At 70.5% G+C, this 16,667-nt stretch carries 13 protein-coding genes and 1 pseudogene; 2 read left to right on the forward strand and 12 right to left on the reverse strand.

Translation table 11 applies throughout. The features are described 5' to 3' along the window. Positions 1-91: 91 nt before the first annotated feature. Positions 92-253 (reverse strand): annotated as a pseudogene (locus F4560_RS46560) (helix-turn-helix transcriptional regulator); the annotation flags it as partial. 352 nt (positions 254-605) lie between these two features. Here F4560_RS46560 and F4560_RS14900 point away from each other — a divergent pair. Further along, a complete protein-coding gene (locus F4560_RS14900; RefSeq protein WP_184920529.1) occupies positions 606-2,471 on the forward strand; it encodes an ABC transporter ATP-binding protein in 1,866 nt (621 codons plus the stop codon). Beyond that, positions 2,464-4,248 (forward strand): ABC transporter ATP-binding protein, encoded by a 1,785-nt coding sequence (locus F4560_RS46160; protein ID WP_184920531.1) that lies wholly within the window; start codon positions 2,464-2,466, stop codon positions 4,246-4,248. Before F4560_RS14900 ends, F4560_RS46160 begins: the two co-directional genes overlap by 8 nt. On the opposite strand, the gene F4560_RS14910 is transcribed toward F4560_RS46160, so the two are convergent. The 11 genes from F4560_RS14910 to F4560_RS14960 form a co-directional block, all read right to left on the reverse strand. Next, positions 4,239-5,090: an AfsR/SARP family transcriptional regulator gene (locus F4560_RS14910; protein ID WP_281392176.1), complete on the reverse strand. Its 852-nt coding sequence runs from the start codon at positions 5,088-5,090 to the stop codon at positions 4,239-4,241. The genes F4560_RS46160 and F4560_RS14910 overlap by 10 nt on opposite strands. 152 nt (positions 5,091-5,242) lie before the next feature. Further along, positions 5,243-6,157, reverse strand: coding sequence for a ParB/RepB/Spo0J family partition protein (locus tag F4560_RS14915; RefSeq protein ID WP_312869307.1), 915 nt, complete (start codon positions 6,155-6,157; stop codon positions 5,243-5,245). 1,438 nt (positions 6,158-7,595) lie between these two features. Next, complete coding sequence (locus tag F4560_RS14920; protein WP_184920538.1) at positions 7,596-8,849, reverse strand: ATP-grasp domain-containing protein; 1,254 nt, start codon at positions 8,847-8,849, stop codon at positions 7,596-7,598. Continuing rightward, positions 8,842-10,122: an acyl-CoA dehydrogenase family protein gene (locus F4560_RS14925; protein WP_184920539.1), complete on the reverse strand. Its 1,281-nt coding sequence runs from the start codon at positions 10,120-10,122 to the stop codon at positions 8,842-8,844. Before F4560_RS14925 ends, F4560_RS14920 begins: the two co-directional genes overlap by 8 nt. Beyond that, a complete protein-coding gene (locus F4560_RS14930; RefSeq protein ID WP_184920541.1) occupies positions 10,119-11,435 on the reverse strand; it encodes an ATP-grasp domain-containing protein in 1,317 nt (438 codons plus the stop codon). Before F4560_RS14930 ends, F4560_RS14925 begins: the two co-directional genes overlap by 4 nt. After that, on the reverse strand, positions 11,432-12,736 hold the full coding sequence (locus F4560_RS14935; RefSeq protein WP_312869308.1) for an MFS transporter: 1,305 nt from the start codon (positions 12,734-12,736) through the stop codon (positions 11,432-11,434). Before F4560_RS14935 ends, F4560_RS14930 begins: the two co-directional genes overlap by 4 nt. A gap of 155 nt (positions 12,737-12,891) precedes the next feature. After that, on the reverse strand, positions 12,892-13,554 hold the full coding sequence (locus F4560_RS14940) for a DUF6875 domain-containing protein (RefSeq protein WP_184920543.1): 663 nt from the start codon (positions 13,552-13,554) through the stop codon (positions 12,892-12,894). 2 nt (positions 13,555-13,556) lie between these two features. Then, positions 13,557-14,927: an FAD-binding oxidoreductase gene (locus F4560_RS14945; RefSeq protein WP_312869309.1), complete on the reverse strand. Its 1,371-nt coding sequence runs from the start codon at positions 14,925-14,927 to the stop codon at positions 13,557-13,559. 2 nt (positions 14,928-14,929) lie between these two features. Beyond that, a complete protein-coding gene (locus F4560_RS14950) occupies positions 14,930-15,268 on the reverse strand; it encodes an avidin-fold protein (protein WP_184920545.1) in 339 nt (112 codons plus the stop codon). Further along, positions 15,261-15,638 carry a cupin domain-containing protein gene (locus F4560_RS14955; protein WP_312869310.1) on the reverse strand — a complete coding sequence of 126 codons (378 nt, stop codon included), beginning with the start codon at positions 15,636-15,638 and terminating at the stop codon, positions 15,261-15,263. Before F4560_RS14955 ends, F4560_RS14950 begins: the two co-directional genes overlap by 8 nt. Before the next feature lie 140 nt (positions 15,639-15,778). Continuing rightward, positions 15,779-16,525 (reverse strand): LuxR C-terminal-related transcriptional regulator, encoded by a 747-nt coding sequence (locus F4560_RS14960; protein WP_312869311.1) that lies wholly within the window; start codon positions 16,523-16,525, stop codon positions 15,779-15,781. Between the last annotated feature and the right edge of the window lie 142 nt (positions 16,526-16,667).

The raw sequence follows: 16,667 nt of genomic DNA on the forward strand, positions 1-16,667 counted from the left end.
CGACGACCGGTCTCTCCGGCGGTGGAACTCCACGCCATTTATCCGGTTTCGGCGCAGCACCGGGACGATTTCCGGGCACCTGCTCCGCATCGAGTGCCCGCAGTAGCAGGTCGACCGAAGAACGGCGGGGGTCGACCGATCCGAGTTCGACGTTCCTGATCGTTCGCACGCTGAGCCCGCACCGCTCGGCGAGCTCCTCCTGGGTCCACCCACGCAGCTTCCGCAAGGAGGCAACACTGTCGCTTATCGTCATTCTCCCCTACCCGACCCCCGGAAGCGAGAGGCTCCACCGACCGCGTCGCGAACACGCCGCACCCGTCCCACTGGGCGGAACGCCGCGAGCGAATACGATTGGACACCGAAGCGGACGCTAGCAGGACCACCGCCTCCCGAAAAGACCAATTGAAATCGCAGCCGGCAACCGCGCCCGCCTTGCCGGAACTGAACACCCGTGGTAGGTCGCACCGGAACTCGGGGCCGTTTCGCGGACGTTCCGCCGACCGGCGGAAAGCGACCGCGATCGACAACAGGATCGCGTGCGGCGCAAACGGTGCAACCCGGGTCTTTCATTGACGGCGAAAATCGCACGCCGATAATTTGACCGCATGAGATTCGTACGTCCGTCGGCAGCAGTCACCGGGCTGTGGGCGCTGCTGCGACTGCTGCCCGGGATCAGCCGGACCAAGGCCGCACTGGGCGTCGTCGGCGTCGTCCTGGTTTCGGTGCTCCCGGTCGCCGCGGCCGTCGGCACCGGCGCCCTCATCGGGGCGATACCCGAAGCGGTGCGGGCCGGTCCGGACTCCCGTGAAGGCCGGGTCCTGCAGGTCATGCTGCTGGTGATCGGCGTCCTCGTGGTGGTGGAGCGCATCGTGACGCCACTGCTGCACACGCTCGCCGAAACCCTCGGCCGGCAGGTCGACCGGTACCTGCAGGAGCGGGTGATGGCGGCGGTGGGCCGGCCGGCCTCGATCGCCCACCTGGAGGACCCGCGGGTGTTGGCCCGGCTGCGGTTGGTCCGCGGGCTCGGCATGAGCGACACGGAGCGCCCCGGCCTGGCCGTCGAGGCGCTCGCCGTGGTGCTGCCGTCGTGGCTGCGTGCCATCGGGGCGGCCGGCGTGCTGCTCGCGTTCCACTGGTGGCTCGGCCTGCTGTGGCTCGTCATGTGGCCGACGGTCGTCTACTTCATGCAGCGCGAGTACCTGCGGGTCGGCCAGGTCGGGTTCGGCCAGAGCGACGCGCTGCGGCGGGCCGAGTACCTGCGCGACCTCGCCATCACCGCGCCCGCGGCGAAGGAGATCCGGATCTGGGCCATGCTCCCCTGGCTGGTGGCGCGGTTCCGCTCCACGTGGCACGCGGCCATCGAGCCGGTGTGGCGGCAACGCCGTCCCCGCGCCCGCACGGTCTTCGGGACCAGCGTGACGATCGCGGTCGTCAACGCGTTCTCCTACGGCCTGCTGGTGTGGGCCGCGGTGCGCGGCGACCTCGGCCTGGCCGCCCTCGCGGTCTACACCCAGGCGTTGGGCACGGCCAACAACTACACCGCGTTCGACGACCACAACGCCTACCTCTCCTTCGCCGCCGTGTCCGTGCCCAAGGTGCTCGAACTGGACGACCGGCTCGGCGCCACCGCGCAGACCATCGAGGCCCGGCCGCTGCCGGCCGACTTCCCGGTCACCGGGGTGCGCTTCGCGGGTGTCCGGTTCCGCTACCCGGGCGCCGCCGACGACGCCCTGCGCGAGGTCGACCTGACCATCGCGGCGGGACGGTCGCTCGCCATCGTCGGAGGGAACGGCGCCGGCAAGACGTCACTGGTGAAGCTGCTCTGCGGGCTCTACGCACCCACGGCGGGCACCGTCAGCGCCGACGGCAGCGACCTGGTCGACCTCGGGCCGGCGTGGCGCAGTCGCATCTCGGTGCTGTTCCAGGACTTCACGCGGTACCACTTGAGCGCGGCCGACAACGTCGCGATGGGCGCGCCGGGCGCGCCGGTGGACCTCGACCGCCTGCGCGCCGCCGCCGAGCGCGCCGGCGCGCTGGCAATCGTCGAAGCGCTGCCGCACGGCTGGGACACCGTTCTCTCGCCTCAGTACCGGGGCGGCACCGAGCTGTCCGGCGGGCAGTGGCAACGGGTGGCGCTGGCGCGCGCGCTGCACGCCGTCGACACCGGAGCGCGGGTGCTGGTCCTGGACGAGCCGACCGCGGCGCTGGACGTGCGGGCGGAGGCCGAGTTGTACGAGCGCTTCCTCGAACTGACGGCGGGGCTGACCACGATCCTGGTGTCGCACCGCTTCTCGACGGTGCGTCGCGCGGACCGGATCGTCGTGCTCGAAGGCGGGACCGTCGTCGAGGACGGCACCCACGACGAGCTGGTGGCGGCCGAGGGCCGTTACGCGACGATGTTCGGACTACAAGCCGCCCGCTTCCGCGAACCGACGCGGTCCGCAGCGAGCTCGGGGAGCGACCGTGCGTGAAACGCTGCGGGCATACGCCTCCGTCATGGCGATCGGTTTCCGGGCCGCGCCCCGGTACGCCCTCGGCCAGCTCCTCACCGGCATCGTGTTCGCCGTCGCCGTCCCGGTCAGCGCGCTGTGCGCCAAGCTCATCGTGGACGCCGCGGTGACCCGGAACCTCGATCTCGGCCTGTTCGCGGTCGGGCTGCTGGCCGCGGTGTCCGCCGGCGCACTGGTCTGCGTCTTCTACTACGTGCACTGCCTGTTCGCCGTCATGGAGCGGGCCGGCGCGCTGGTGAGCGAACGGCTGATGACGCTGGTGGGCGGCACCGACGGGCTGGCGCACCACGAACGGCCCGAGTACCAGGACGAGGTCCACCGCATCCGCGAGGAGCAGCACCGGCTGGCTTCGGTGGTGAACGCGAGCGCCGGGCTGCTGCGGGTCGGCGCGGCCCTGGTGGTCAGCGCGGTGCTGCTGGTCGCGGTCCACCCGCTGCTCCTGCTGCTGCCGCTGCTGGCGGTGGTCTCGCTGTGGCTGGGCAAGCGCAGCCGCGATCTGGCGGTGGCCGCCCAGGAGGCAACCACCGAGCAGGAACGCCTGCGTCGTCACCTGTTCGAACTGGGCACCTCCCCCGCGGCCGGCAAGGAGCTGCGCGTCTTCGGCATCACCGACGTGGTGCGCGCCCGTCACCACGAGACCTCGGAAGTCGTGCTGCGCGAGCACCGCCGCGCGGCGTGGCGGGCCTCCGGCCTGCAGGCGCTCGGCGGCGTCGTGTCCGCGCTGGGCTACGTCGGGGCGATCGGTCTGGTGCTGGTGCTCGCCGGGGGCGGTCGTGCGACGCCCGGCGACGTGGCACTGGTCGTGGGGCTGGCAGCCCAGCTGACCAGCACCGTGGGGATGGCGGTGCTGTACGGGATGGAGTTCTTGTTCGTGCTGAAGGTGGCCCGGCGGTTCCGGTGGCTCGCGGACTACGCGGGCACGGCGCGCCGTCCGGTCGACAGCCCGGCGCCGGTGCCCCCGGCGCTACGGGACGGCCTGGAGCTGCGCGGCGTCGGGTTCGGCTACCCGGACGGGACCGGCGACGTGCTGTCCGACGTCTCGCTTCGCCTGCCGGCCGGAGCGGTGGTCGCGCTCGTCGGCGACAACGGCGCCGGGAAGACCACGCTGGTCAAGCTGCTGTCCGGCTTCTACCCGCCGGAGCGGGGCACGATCACCGTGGACGGTGTCGACCTGACCCGGTTTCCCGCCGACCGGTGGCGGGCGCGGGTGTCGGCCGCCTTCCAGGACTTCGCCTCGTTCGAGTTCCGGACGTTCGAGACGGTCGGCGTCGGGGACCTGCCCCGGATGGACGACCCTGCCGCGGTGCGGGCAGCGCTCGAACGCGCCGGCGCGGCGGACGTCGTCGACGGGCTGCCCGACGGGTCCGGCACCCAGCTCGGCACGCGGTGGGACGGTGGTGTCGACCTGTCCGGCGGCCAGTGGCAGAAGTTGGCCCTGGCCCGCGGGTTGATGGACGCCGACCCGCTGCTGGTCGTCTTCGACGAACCCACCGCCGCGCTGGACGCGCACACCGAGCACGGCCTGTTCGAACGCTTCGCCCAGGCCGCGCGCGACGGGCGCGGGACGGGGGCGGTCACGGTGCTGGTGTCGCACCGGTTCTCCACGGTGCGGATGGCGGACGTCATCGTCGTCCTGGACGGTGGACGGATCCGCGAGAGCGGCAGTCACGACCAACTGGTGGCCGCCGGAGGGCTGTACGCCGAACTCTACGAGCTCCAGTCCCGCGCCTACCGGTGAGCGGGCGGGACCGTCGGGCCGGGAAGGACTTCCAGCGGTAGGAGGCCGTTCGGCCGGTCGAAGTGGACAGCGAGCCACCGGCGGCCGACCGCGCGGACGGGTCCGGCCGGCACCGGCTCGCGCGACAGGACGGCCTGCTGCAACCGGCGCAGGTCGTCCCCCGGCTCGACGCCCAACTGCCGGACCATGTGCCGGCGCGCGGCGTCGAAGGCGGCCAGTGCGCCGGCCACGTCCCCCACCTGGTACCGGGCCCGCATCAGCAGGGCGTGCGCCCGCTCCCGGAGCGGGTCGGCGGCGATCACGTCGCCCGCCCGGCTGGCCGCCCGGTCCGGGAAGCCGGCCATGATCAGCGCCCCGACGAGGTCCTCGGTCGCGCCGAGCCGCTCGTCGTCGGCGCCCGCGCACCACGCCGACAGCGCCGCGGACACCGGCACGTCGGCGAGCGCCCGACCGCGCCACAGGCCGACACCCCGCTCGAACAGCGCGAGCGCCACGTCCCACTCGGCGTCGGCGACCGCCCGGCGCGCGTCCGCGACATCACGCCGGAACACTTCGATGTCGAGCCGACCCGGCTCGGCGACGAGCTGGTAGCCCGACCCCCGCAGGTTGACGATCGACGTCGCGCCGACCCGCGCCAACAGCCGGCGGAGGTTGGCGATGTACAGGCGGATGTTGTGGATCGCGGAGTCGGGGACCCGCACGCCCCACAGCTCGTCGACCATCTCGTCGACCGAGACCATCGTGTTGACGCGCACGAGGAGGAGCGACAGCAGCGTCCGCTGTTTGGGCCCGCCGACGGAAATGGTCCTTCGACAATCGTGCAATCGCAACGGTCCGAGCATCCGGAGTTGCACGCTTCACCCCCGTGGCGACTAACCCGGCAATGACGGTCACAGCGGTAGGAAGAATTCCGGCTGAACACCAGTGCTCGACTTTACCGGTGTTGTCCTTGCCGTTTCCAGTTGCGCTGCACTTCCCCCGATGCCCGAACAGGTCACGCCGATTGAGGTCCACGCGGCGAGGTGTCGTCCGCCCAGCGTGCCAACCGGTCGGCGAACCCCTGCCAGATGGTGGCGCATTCCCGGGCCAGGAGCACGACCGTGCTCCGCTGGTGCGCCGGCACGCTCTGGATGATGTCGTCCCACTGCCGCTGATCCATCACGTGGCAGTCGAGCAACCGCAGCAGCGCCCGGCCCGTCTCGGAGAACCGCAGGGAGGGGTCCTTCCTGAGGTTCTCGATGAACTTCACCGGTGCCGCTTCCGCGCGGCGCGCCGCGGCCACGCCGATTTCCGACGCGCGGCGCTGGTGCGGCGTCACGGGGAGTTCACCGCGGGCGAGGCGGGCACGGACATCGCTCGCGGTGGCCGGCGAGATGCCGGCGGCCTTGGCGATCTCGCGCAAGGACGCGTCGGGATTGGAGGCGATCAACTCGCCGGCGAGCCTGCGGCTCTCGGCGCTGTCGTGCGGACGCACGCGGCCGTCCTGGCCGACCCGGGTGTTCAACTGTTCGATTCGGTCGGTTGAACGCGCCCGAATCAAGCCGACCGTGCTGGCGGCCAGGCCGGTGACGGCGGCGATGCGACGGTCGGACCAATACGGGTGGTAGCCCATGATGCGAATGGCAGCCGCTTTCCGGTCGGCCGCGGACAACGGCAGGCCGTGCGCGTGGTTGAGCTCGACCGCCAGCACGAACGCGTCCGCGTCGGTGCCGTCGACGAAGACCACGTCGATGAATTCATCACCACGGAGCATCGCGGCGCGCAACCGGTGCATCCCGTCGACCACCCGCATGGTCGACTGGTGGACGACGATCGGCGGCAGCACCGCGCCCGATTCCGCGAGCGCTCCGGCGTGGTCGGAGTTCTCCCCTTCGATCCGGGGCGAATCCGCCGCCCGCAGATCCCGCACCGGCACCCTCCGCGGTAATCGCGTCCCGCGCCGGCGGCTCAGTGGCGCCATGTCCGTGCCGACTGAACCGGTCGCGCGCTGAAACACCGCAACATCGTCGTTCATCGTCCCCCTTCGACTCCGCAGGCCATCGGCCCGACGCGTGCGGATCACGGATAAGCACTTCGCGGGACGACGACCGCGACCACACGAACCTTCCGGGCGGTCGCTCCCCCTGGTCCCGCACTATTCCGCCTGTGCCTGGCGGGTGCATCACCGTTGCTGATGTCGGCGCTGTCGCGGATGCGTGCGTCCACTCCTGCGCTTGCCGAAAATGTCGTCGCGCCGGTGTCCTGCCGGATGAAGTCCTGGCACATCTGCTCGCGCGTCTCCGCGGAGTTGCGCGCACCGTCGTAGTGGTAAACCCGGTGCGCGTAGGCGGGCAGGCCCGTCGCACCCATCACCGCTCCCGGTGAACACCGTGGTGACCAGAATATTGCGCAACTTCCGCAGACCCGACATCAGACGCCTCCGCTCCGGAGAGCCAACACAGATCAGCGTATCCCGCCACTGTCGTGGAATCGATCACCTCTACAGCCCACCGCGATCGCGCATTCGCGCGCCGCCGGCCTCCCACATCGTGGGTTCAAGAGGCAGGTGCACCGGGAAGTGGGCGCGGCACCAATCCCCGATTGCCTGGTCGAGCGTGGTCCATAAGTCGTGGATGGACCACGCCGGGATTCGGGATGAACACGCGAAGCCGGGTGAGCGGATGGTGGTGAGCCGATTGTCCGATCGGCGGGCCGACCTCGGCGAGGATGTCCGGTGGGGGCCGCGCCTTTGCCGACCTGGTCCTGCCGGCGGCTGACCTGCCGGCGGTCGAAGTCGCCGCGGAAGTCGCCGCGGGCAAGCCCTCGCCCTTCCGGTGCCGGTGAGTGGATACCCGGCCGTGGTCCGACGACGGTGATCCGGCGTTCACATTCGGCCCACTCCGCAGGGCGTGATCGTCAGGCCTGGCGTTACGGCTCCCGCCCGCGGTCGCACTGGGCCGATCGCGCAGTGCTCGCCGCGTTGGTGCGGCCTCTACCCGACTGGTCGCGAGGAAGTGGACCTGTCCGAACGCGACCGGACATGCCCGACGGTGATCCCGCGTCCGAGGGTGAGCTCGGCGTGCTCCAGTGTCGATGAGCCTCCGGGCTACTGAGACGAGTGATCATCCAGCAACCCGACTCCGCACAACCAGGTGAGGATCAGGAGGCGTCGGGATGGTCGTGTGGCGGTTGGTGGAGACCATCCTCGCCACCTGCCGGTCGAGCGACGCCGGCGGTGAGCCCTCTCGGCCACGAAGACCGTGTGTTGGGCTCCGTGCACACCTCGTCCGCACCGCACACGACCGCCACGACCTCGAGGGCGTCACCATGGCCATGACGAGCTGGCCGAGATCACCGGCAGGTGACCCTCATTGATCCGGCCGGACCTCGATGCGCACGAGGTCTGCCGCCTTCTCCGCCCGCCGCAGGGCCTCGGTCGGGCTGTCCGCGGTCGCCATCACCAGGCCCGAGCGGTCCCACGAGCTGCGCAGCCCGGTGAACCGGTGCCCGGCCCCGACCTGGATGTCCACCAGGAACACGCCTTCGACCTGGCGAGCCTCCTCGACGCCCAGCACGGCGTCGATCACACCGGGCTCCATCGGAACGAACCGGACGGCCGCCCCGCGCGCGGCGCGGCGCGGCGGCTCGGGGGGCGACTCGCCGCGCATCACGGTGAAGTACGCGCGGAGCAAGTCCATCGGGTAGGCCCGGTGGATGATCTCCAGAATGCCGTCCCCCGGGATCCTGCCCGCGCACTCGACCAGGTGTGGCACGCCGTCGGCGACGATCCACTCGCAGTGCGCGATGCCGTCGGCGAACCCGACCGCCTCGACCACCCGGCGGGTCTGCTCCCCCAGCTCCCCGGCGAGATCGTCGGGGATGTCGGCAGGCACGACGTGGGCCAGTTCAACCGGCCGCGGACCCGGGTAGAGCTGCTTGCCCGTGACGTTGACGAACAACGGCCGTCCGCCGCGGACGAGCATCTCGACGCTGTACTCGGGCCCGGACACATACCGTTCGACCAGCATGCGCAGTTCCATCGGCCGGTCGTGGACGAAGATGCCCTCGTCCTGCTCGACGCAACCAGCCCAGGCCCGGCCCGCCTCGGCCGGGTCGTGGATGATCTGCGTCCCTACCGAGGCCTGCCGGTTCACCGGTTTGAGCACCACCGGGCCGGGGTGGGCGCGCATGAACGTCAGCACGTCCTCGGCGCAGGACACCTCGGCGCTCTCCGGGTTGCGCACTCCGGCAGCCGCGCTGACCTTCCGCAGCAGGGCCTTGTCCCGCAGGATCTGCGCGGCGCCGAGGCTCGCACCCGGCAGGCCGTAGCGCTCGGCGAGCCGGGCGGCGAACGGGGTGGCGTACTCGATCAGCGGGACCACCGCGACCGGGTTCAGGTCGCGGTGGATCGCGTAGAAGGCGTCGGCCGTGCCCTGCGCGGCGTACTCCCACTCGATCAGCTCCCGGACCAGGGCGGTCCCGGCCAGCCGCCCGCGAAGGGACCGCTTGCGGATGACGTCCGGCTCCTCGACCAGGATGACCGAGCCGTCGGGTTCGGTCTCGCCCAGCGCGGCGAGCACCGGGGTCACGAACCCGACGACCAGCACTGGCCGCTCAGCCATCTGCCTGTCCGCTGTCCGGGTCGGACTCGGTCTTGGGCTTGTCCACGATGCCGAGCATGAACCGCATGGAGGGCCTGGCGCCGACCAGGTGCGCGCCGACCGTCTGGGTCACCCGGTCCCGCGCGGTCGGGTGCATGGCCATCGTCGTCGTGTCACGCAGCCACCGGTTCATGGGGTCGCCCGAGCGGATCGCGGCGGTGCCGAGCAGGTCGCAGAGCCGCATCACGACCCGCTTGGCCATCTGGAAGGCCTGCCACCCGGTCAGGGCAGGGGCGACCCGCTCGTCGGGGGTGAGATCGTCCAGTGTGCCGATGCCGTCCGCGGTGACCTCCCACTGCCGCTCCAGCGCCCGGTACACCCCGGCGCGGGTGGTGCTGTAGTCGGCCTCGCACTCGGCCAGCGTGATCTGGATGTGCTCGTTGTCCTTCCAGGCGAGGCCGCTCATCCGCCACGGCGAGCCCTTGAGCATGTCGACCCGCTCGATGGCGAGGCCGCGCACGTAGTCCAGCGCGGCCCGCGCCGTGCCGAGCGGGACGCCGCACATGCTGCGCTGGATCACGTCCGGCTGCACCAGCGGTCCGTTGGGGACCTTCGGGTTGTCGAAGGTCAGGGTGTGGTTCTCCGGCACGAACACGTCGGTGATCGTGTAGTCGGAGCTGCCGCTGCCGCACAGGCCGAGGGTGTGCCAGTTGTCGATGGACTCGACCTGCTCGCCCGGCACCACGAACAGCCTCGACTCGTGCGGGTTGCTGCCGTCCGGGCTGGCGTAGGGCTCGCCGTTCTCGAACACCATCGCCCCGGAGGCCACCCAGTCGGCATGGGTCGAGCCGCTGCCGAAGGACCACCGGCCGGTGAGCCGGTAGCCGCCGGGCACCCGCTCCGCGTGCCCGGTGACCGGGAGCACGCCCGCGGAGTGCATGTCGATGCTGGGGAACATCCTGCGCGCCTCGTCCTGGTCGAGGAAGTTGGCGTGCAGCCCGATGTCCGAGCCCAGCTTGGCGCACCAGCCCACGGACGCGTCGCCGTAGGAGAGTGCCTCGATCACCTCGGTCTGCTCCATCGAGGTCATCTCGGGACCGCCCCAGGCCCGGCTGAAGCCGATCCGGAACACGCCTGCGTCGCGCAGCATCTGCACCACGTCCGCGGGCAGGCTCCGGTTCGCCTCGATCTCCGCGGCCCGCGCACGCAGAGCCGGCGCGAGCGCCTTGGCGTTGGCGAGGATCTGCGCACCGGTCATCGGCGTGTCGGTGCGGGTCGGCTCTGTCATGGTCATGCGATGACTCCCTCTTGTTCGTCGACGTCGAGCAGGCCAGCAGGCATCTCGAACGCGGTTCCGGGTGCCGGCGGGTCCACCGGATCGGCGTCGATGCGCACCATGTCGGCGGCCGCGTCCAGTCGCGTGGCGCAGGTCTCGCGGTCGTCGGCCTCGCACACCACGAACGAGTGCCGGGCCAGATAGCCCCCGGGAGGCAGCCGCAGGGTCGTCTCCGGGTCGACCATCGGCGACGCGAGGACCAGTCCAGGCGCCTCGGCCGGGACGGTGACACCGTGGACGAGGCAGTCGTGGTCGGGGTATCCGAACCGGATGCCCGCGACCGCGTTCCGGGTCGGGGTGATCGTGGGCCGCTGCCCGGTGGCGACGGAGAACAGGACCTCACCGGGGTCGATGCCGGTCGCGGTCCGGCCGAGGAACGGGATCAGGTCGCCGCCGAGCCTGCCGTTCACCTCGATGATCAGCGGGCCCCGGTCGGTCAGTCGGACCTCGGAGTGGGTGATGCCGTCCTCGACGCCGAGCGCGCGGTGCGCCCGCGCCAGGACGTCCATCAGCTCGGCGTCGCGCAGCAGCGGGTCGTCCGCGTCGACGATGTGCCCGGTCTCCTCGAAGTAGGGCTGGTCGCCGGTCTGCTTGCGGGCCACGAACATCGGCAGGTACTCGCCCTTGTGCACGGCCGCATCGATGCTGATCTCCTCGCCGCCGACGTAGCCTTCCACGATCGTGCCCCCGCCGTAGCGACTCCGGTCGACCGTGGCCGCGCCCATGGCGACACCGAACGCGGCGTCCACTTCGGACTCGTCGGCCGCGAACACCACCCCGATGCTGGCGCCCATCGCCCTTGGCTTGAGCACGAGCGGGTAGCCGATCCGGCCGGCCGCAGCGCGCGCTTCCTCAAGGTTGGCGGTCAGGGCGTAACCCGGTTGCGGCAGTCCTTCCGCGGTCAGCACGGCCCGGGTCCGGCTCTTGTCGCGGCAGCCCCGAACGCCGTCCACACCGAGGCCGGGGACGCCCAGCTCGGCGGCGAGTTCGCCCGCGGCGAGCACGACCGGCTCGTCCCAGCACATCAGGCCGACGATCCGGTGCTCACGGGCGACCTCCCGGGCCGTGGCGAGCATCTCGTCCGGGTCGAACACATCCGTGTGGATGATCCGGTCGAAGTACGCGTGCTGCCAGGTGGGCTTGAGGTTGTTCAGCAGCACCATGCCGAGCCCGGCCGTGCGGGCGCACCGGTGGATGGACGCGACCAGGTACTCGCGGTACAGCCGCAGCCCGCTCCCGATGACCAGCAGCACACCATCGGATTCCCTCATCGGCGCTCTCCCAAGGTTTCCGGCTGAATCTCCGGCTCGGTGTCAACCATCGAATCGGGCTCCGGCACGGCCTCGGGATCCGGTGTGGACGGAGGCTGCCGGAGGCCGTAGATGTGCATCGTGCCCGCGATGACGGACAGCAGCGCACACATGGTCCAGAAGGCCGAACCGCCGTGCTCGCTCCAGATGTAGAGCCCCAGCACCGGGCCGATCGTCGCGGCGAGGCCGGACAGGGTCTCCTTCGTCGCGATGTAGCGGCTCCGGAGCTCGACCGGGAACGTGGCCGGGTGGGCGGCCGTGCTCGGCCCGTGGATCATGAGCCCGGAGACGGTCAGGAGTGCGCCCGCGATCACGAAGAACGAGTGGGTCGAGAGCAGCCCGTAGCACACGAACCCGAGCCCGGTGACCAGGTTTCCGAACAGGCCCGCCAGGAACTTCGGAATCCGGACGATGTAGGTGGTGATCTTGAGTTCGCAGGTGATCAGGACGATCGAGGACGTCACGAGCACCGTGCTGTACAAGCTGACCGGGTAGTCGGCGGCGACGATGTTCAGCGGCAGCACGGCGACCGACCCGGCGTAGACGATCATGCCGAACATGCCTGCCACGAGATAGCACAAGAACCTGGTGTCCCGCACCAATGTCCCGTAGACCGCGCGGGCGGTCATGGCGGGCCCGGCCGTGCCGCCGGGTTCGGTGCGGTGCGCGGTCGCGGTCGGCTTCGGCAGCCGCATGAACGCGAGCAGTGCCCAGAGCGCGGCGGTCCCGCCGTCCAGCCAGAACAGCAGGTCCCAGTCGATCTGGATGAGCACGGCCGCCAGCAGCGGGGCGACGGCGGCGCCGATGTTCAGCGCGATGCGCATCATCGAGAAGCCCATGACCTTGTGCTGCTCCGGCATGAACTCGGCGAGCAGCACGGCGGCAGCGGGCCGGTAGGCCTGGATCGACAGCCCGGACAGCGCGACCACCACGAGCAGCACCGCGGGCGCCTCCGCGGCCATCGGGACCGACGCGACGAGCGGTGCCGCGCACGTCATGGCCGCCACGATCGTGGCCCGGCCGCCGAAGCGGTGGGCCAACTCGCCGCCGAGCATGGCGCCGAAGATCGACCCGACGCTGTAGGCGGCGAGACTGATCCCGGCGAAGCCGACCGAGCTGCCCCGGAAGGTCAGGTACAGGATCAGGAAAGTCTGGATGAATGCGCCCACCTGGTTGATGAGCATGCCGCCGAGCAGGTATCGGACCGGGGCCGGTGTCTGCCGCAGCACCGCGAGAACGCCCGTCGGCTTGTCGCCGGTCACGCCGTCACATCCGTCCGCGGTCGGACGCCGACCTGTTGGCCAGTCATACATCCACCTCCGTTGTCCGTGTTCGCGCCGACCGGCACGCTGAGGCTAGTTTCGGATCGTTCCCGGCAGACAGGGCAACAGATCCCGTCAGCCGGGGAATCTGGCGTTCACGCCGACCGCGGGGAGTTCCCGCTGCCCACCACCCGCTCGACCAGCAGATCGCGGACGCGGGGCGGGATGTCCGGGGCGAATCGCCGCAGATAGCTCCCGGCGTGCGCCGTGCTGTCCACCAGGAACGGCAGGTCGAACACGACCAGCCTGCGGATGGCCAGCAGCGGCACCGGAGCTCGCAGTGCCTTGAAATCGGCGTTCCACAGACCGGGCTGGTCGCAGACCGGGTGGAACTGGCCGATCATCAGACCGTCGGCGACGAAGTCGTCCTTCGCCTCCCGCTGCAGGTCGTCCAGTGTGGTCGGATCGCGGTGGTCCAGCCGGGGCAGCACGAGCAGGATCGTCAGCAGCTCCCGGTCGTCGGGCGCGATCCCGCTCGAGATCTTCTCGTACCACGAGCGCAGGCTCTCGATCGCGCCGAGGATGTCGGTGTCGCCGCTGTCGTCGGCAGGGGACGCGAGGTAGAACAGCCCTCTTTGCAGCGATGCCAGGGTGTAGGGGCACACAGGGCCTTTCCGGCCGAGTCCCGGGTGGAAGGACACCAGGTACTCTCCGGCCCAGGCGAGGATCTCCCGCAGATGCGGCAGCTGGTGTGCGGGCACGGCGCCGTCGTCCACTTCGGCCGCCGTCCAGATCGAAACCGCGTTGTCGCCGATCATGATCAGATGCTCTGCGCGAAGGTGAAGAAGCCGTCCGGGTCCACCCGGTCCTTGATCTTCCTCAGTCGCGGGTAGTTGACGCCGTAGTAGGCCGTGCGCCAGTCCGCTAGGTCCGGGTCCATGAAGTTCTGGAACGCGCCGTCGGACACGTAAGGCGACAACGCGTCCCCCAGCTCCGACAGCCAGCGGAGGTTGGCCGCGACCACGGCGGGTTCGTCGGTCTCGGCCCACGACGTGTCCATGGACAGCAGGAACATCGCGTCGCGGTGGGCGAACGCGGTGTCCGTCCGGCCGACCCGGTTGATCGCGCCGCCCCAGGAGAACAAGGCCGCGCCGCCGCCGTCCGGGCTGCCGCTGCCGGGCAGGCTGTCGACGAAGGACAGCATCGTGGCGACCGCCTCGTCGGGCAGCGGCTCGGTGACGATGTTGGTCCGCACCGCGAACGCGTCCTCGGCGGTCTCGTGCAGCAGGTCGTCCTTGGCCTGCCAGAACGTCCGGTCCGCGATGCGGGTGTGGACCGGCTGGGCGACGGCCAGGACCGGATCGAGGATCTCCCGCAGCTCGCTCGCCGGCCCGAGGTGCTGCCCGACGGCCGACACCACGGCCTCCGACCCGCCCACCTTTGCGACGCCGATCCTGGCCGCGAACTCGTCCGGCCCTCGTCGCACGACCTCCTGCAACGCGGAGAAGACCTTCGGCGCGTCCGCGCGGTCCCACACCAGCACGTAGGTCGAGCAGTCGGCCACCGGCCTGGCCTGGAAGGTGAAGGAAACGTTGATCCCGAAGTTGCCGCCGCCACCACCGCGGCACGCCCAGAACAGGTCGGCGTTCTCGTTCGCGTCGCAGTGCAGCAGCCGCCCGTCCGCGGTCACGACCGTGGTCGCCACCAGCGCGTCCGCGGTGAGCCCGAACACGCGCGAGGTGGCGCCGCAGCCGCCGCCGAGCACGAGGCCCCCGATGCCGACCGTAGCGCTGTTGCCCAACGCGAACGCCATCTCGTGGGGCTGGATGGCGGCATAGACGTCCGCCATCCGCGCCCCGCCCGCAGTCGTCACCAACCCGGTGGACCCGTTGGCGGACACGGTGTTCATCGCGCTGAGGTCGATGACCAGGCCGGTGTTGACCGAGTGTCCCGCGTAGCTGTGCCCGCCGCTTCGCGCGACGGCGGCGACACCCGAATCGCGTGCCCACTCGATGGCGCGTCGCACGTCCTCGACGTTCGCCACGGACACGACTCCGGCAGGAGTGGTCGCGGCGAACCGCTTGTTGAACGGCGTGCTCGCACCGCGGAACCCGGGTTCGCCCGGGCGGCGCACGCGGCCTGCCACCATGCGGTCGAGGCGCTGCCAGTCCGTTTCAGCCGGGGGCCGCACCACTAGCTCACCTCATCGAGGTAGGACACGCCGGTGGCGGCGTGCGGACCGTAGCGCTCCCACACCTCGCGCAGCCGGAGGCGGCCGTCTTCGGCCACCTCCGGCGTGTTCAGCGTGTGACCGCAGATCACCTCGCCGGTGGCGAGCACCAGCGTGTACCCCAGGTGGAGGACGCCGTCCTCCCGCCGGGTGCCCGCGACGGTCCCCCGCCGCACCTCGCCGCCCGCGAACTCGGCCCACACGACGTCGCCGTCCTGCCGGTACACGGCGACCTCGTCGACGTCGGCGCCCGCCTTGCGGAACTTCCGCCCGTTGTAGTCGATCCCGTTGTGGTCAGTCATGGGACTCGGCCCGACCGGTCTCGTGCGCGACGAACTCGTCCGACATCGCGCGGTCCCACCAGATCGCGTAGTAGGAGAAATCCTTGTCGTGATTGTTGACCAGGTAGTGCTCGATCCCCGGCTTCAGGAACACCAGGTCCCCCGCCGCGAACTCGTGCGACTTGCCCTCGGCGATCACTTCGGCGTTTCCGGCCATTCCGATGAAGATTTCGTGCTCGTGGTGGGCGTGCTGCGCCGACTGGTCACCGGGACGTAACACGCACCACGCCCCTCGAAACGGCGCCGTTAGCCCGTCCCACGGGTAGAGCAGCTTCATGTCCAGTCCGTAGGCCCGCACCAGGTTCTCGTGTTCGAGCCTTCGGAAATCCACGGCCGCGGTATCCACAACAGCATGACCTTCGTCAGTCACATCGCACTCCGATCCGCGTGCTTTCCCGTCTGACGTTCGGGTCGAGGCTATCCGCGGCACACTTCCCGGCGATAGGGGAACGATTCCCGACCAGCGGTGAATCAGCCGCGCCCGAGGCCCACGTCCCGGGCCAGGACTATCGCCTGCGCGCGGTCGGCCACTCCGAGTTTGCCGAAGATCGAGGAAACGCGGTTGCTGACGGTCTTGGGGGACAGCCCGAGATCAGCGGCGATGACCGCGTTCGACCTGCCCGCCGCGATGCCGTCGAGCACATCGCGCTCCCTGGCCGTCAGCTCGGGAAACGGGTACGGCTCCTGTTCCGAGTCCTGGCGCACGAGGGAGCCGAACCGGCGGGCGATCGCTCTGCCGACGATCATCTCGCCTGCCGCGACGACCCGCACGCCGCGAACGATCTGAGCCTGATCGGTGTCCCTGACCAGATATCCGCGCACACCGGCCTGGATCGCGGCCGTGACCACCGCGTCGTCATCGACCGCGCTCAGCACGAGAATCCCGGTTTCCGGCGCGACCCGGAGCACGCCGCTTATCACGTCCACGGGTGAGGTTCTGCCGAGTTGCGGATCTATGACCAGCACGTCCGGCGTACGCCGCGCGACTTCGGCGATGGTCGTGTTCGCGGTGGCCGTCTCACCGACCACGGTGATCCCGTCGGCGGATTCGAGCGCGGACCGAACCCAGTGGCGGACCGCCGGCTGGATGTCGGCGATCAACACGGTCAGGACGGCGGGGTCCCCGCTTTTCTCGCCTGCGTCGAGCCCGGGCGGCAGGTTCGCCGCACGTCGCCGGTCGCGGTACTCGGGCTGCCATTGAAGCGTGGAACCGTTCACCTTGTCCTCCTGTATTCCTGGCACGGCGAAGCCATTCCTGAATTCCGGTGTGTCGCACACGATGCTCCGTCGAGAAACCGGGTTGTGTCACTCCGGAACTCTGGGAAATCCGGCTGCCGGTACGATGCGCGTCGGTCCAGAC

This window comes from Saccharothrix ecbatanensis (genome assembly GCF_014205015.1).
Lineage (GTDB): Bacteria > Actinomycetota > Actinomycetes > Mycobacteriales > Pseudonocardiaceae > Actinosynnema > Actinosynnema ecbatanense.

What these genes read in the sequence shown, in the direction of transcription:
- F4560_RS14900 (WP_184920529.1), top strand. Translation starts at nt 606, where the DNA reads ATGAGATTCGTACGTCCGTCGGCAGCAGTCACCGGGCTGTGGGCGCTG.
- F4560_RS14910 (WP_281392176.1), bottom strand. Translation starts at nt 5,090, where the DNA reads ATGCTCGGACCGTTGCGATTGCACGATTGTCGAAGGACCATTTCCGTC.
- F4560_RS14920 (WP_184920538.1), bottom strand. Translation starts at nt 8,849, where the DNA reads ATGGCTGAGCGGCCAGTGCTGGTCGTCGGGTTCGTGACCCCGGTGCTC.
- F4560_RS14925 (WP_184920539.1), bottom strand. Translation starts at nt 10,122, where the DNA reads ATGACCATGACAGAGCCGACCCGCACCGACACGCCGATGACCGGTGCG.
- F4560_RS14930 (WP_184920541.1), bottom strand. Translation starts at nt 11,435, where the DNA reads ATGAGGGAATCCGATGGTGTGCTGCTGGTCATCGGGAGCGGGCTGCGG.
- F4560_RS14940 (WP_184920543.1), bottom strand. Translation starts at nt 13,554, where the DNA reads ATGATCGGCGACAACGCGGTTTCGATCTGGACGGCGGCCGAAGTGGAC.
- F4560_RS14950 (WP_184920545.1), bottom strand. Translation starts at nt 15,268, where the DNA reads ATGACTGACCACAACGGGATCGACTACAACGGGCGGAAGTTCCGCAAG.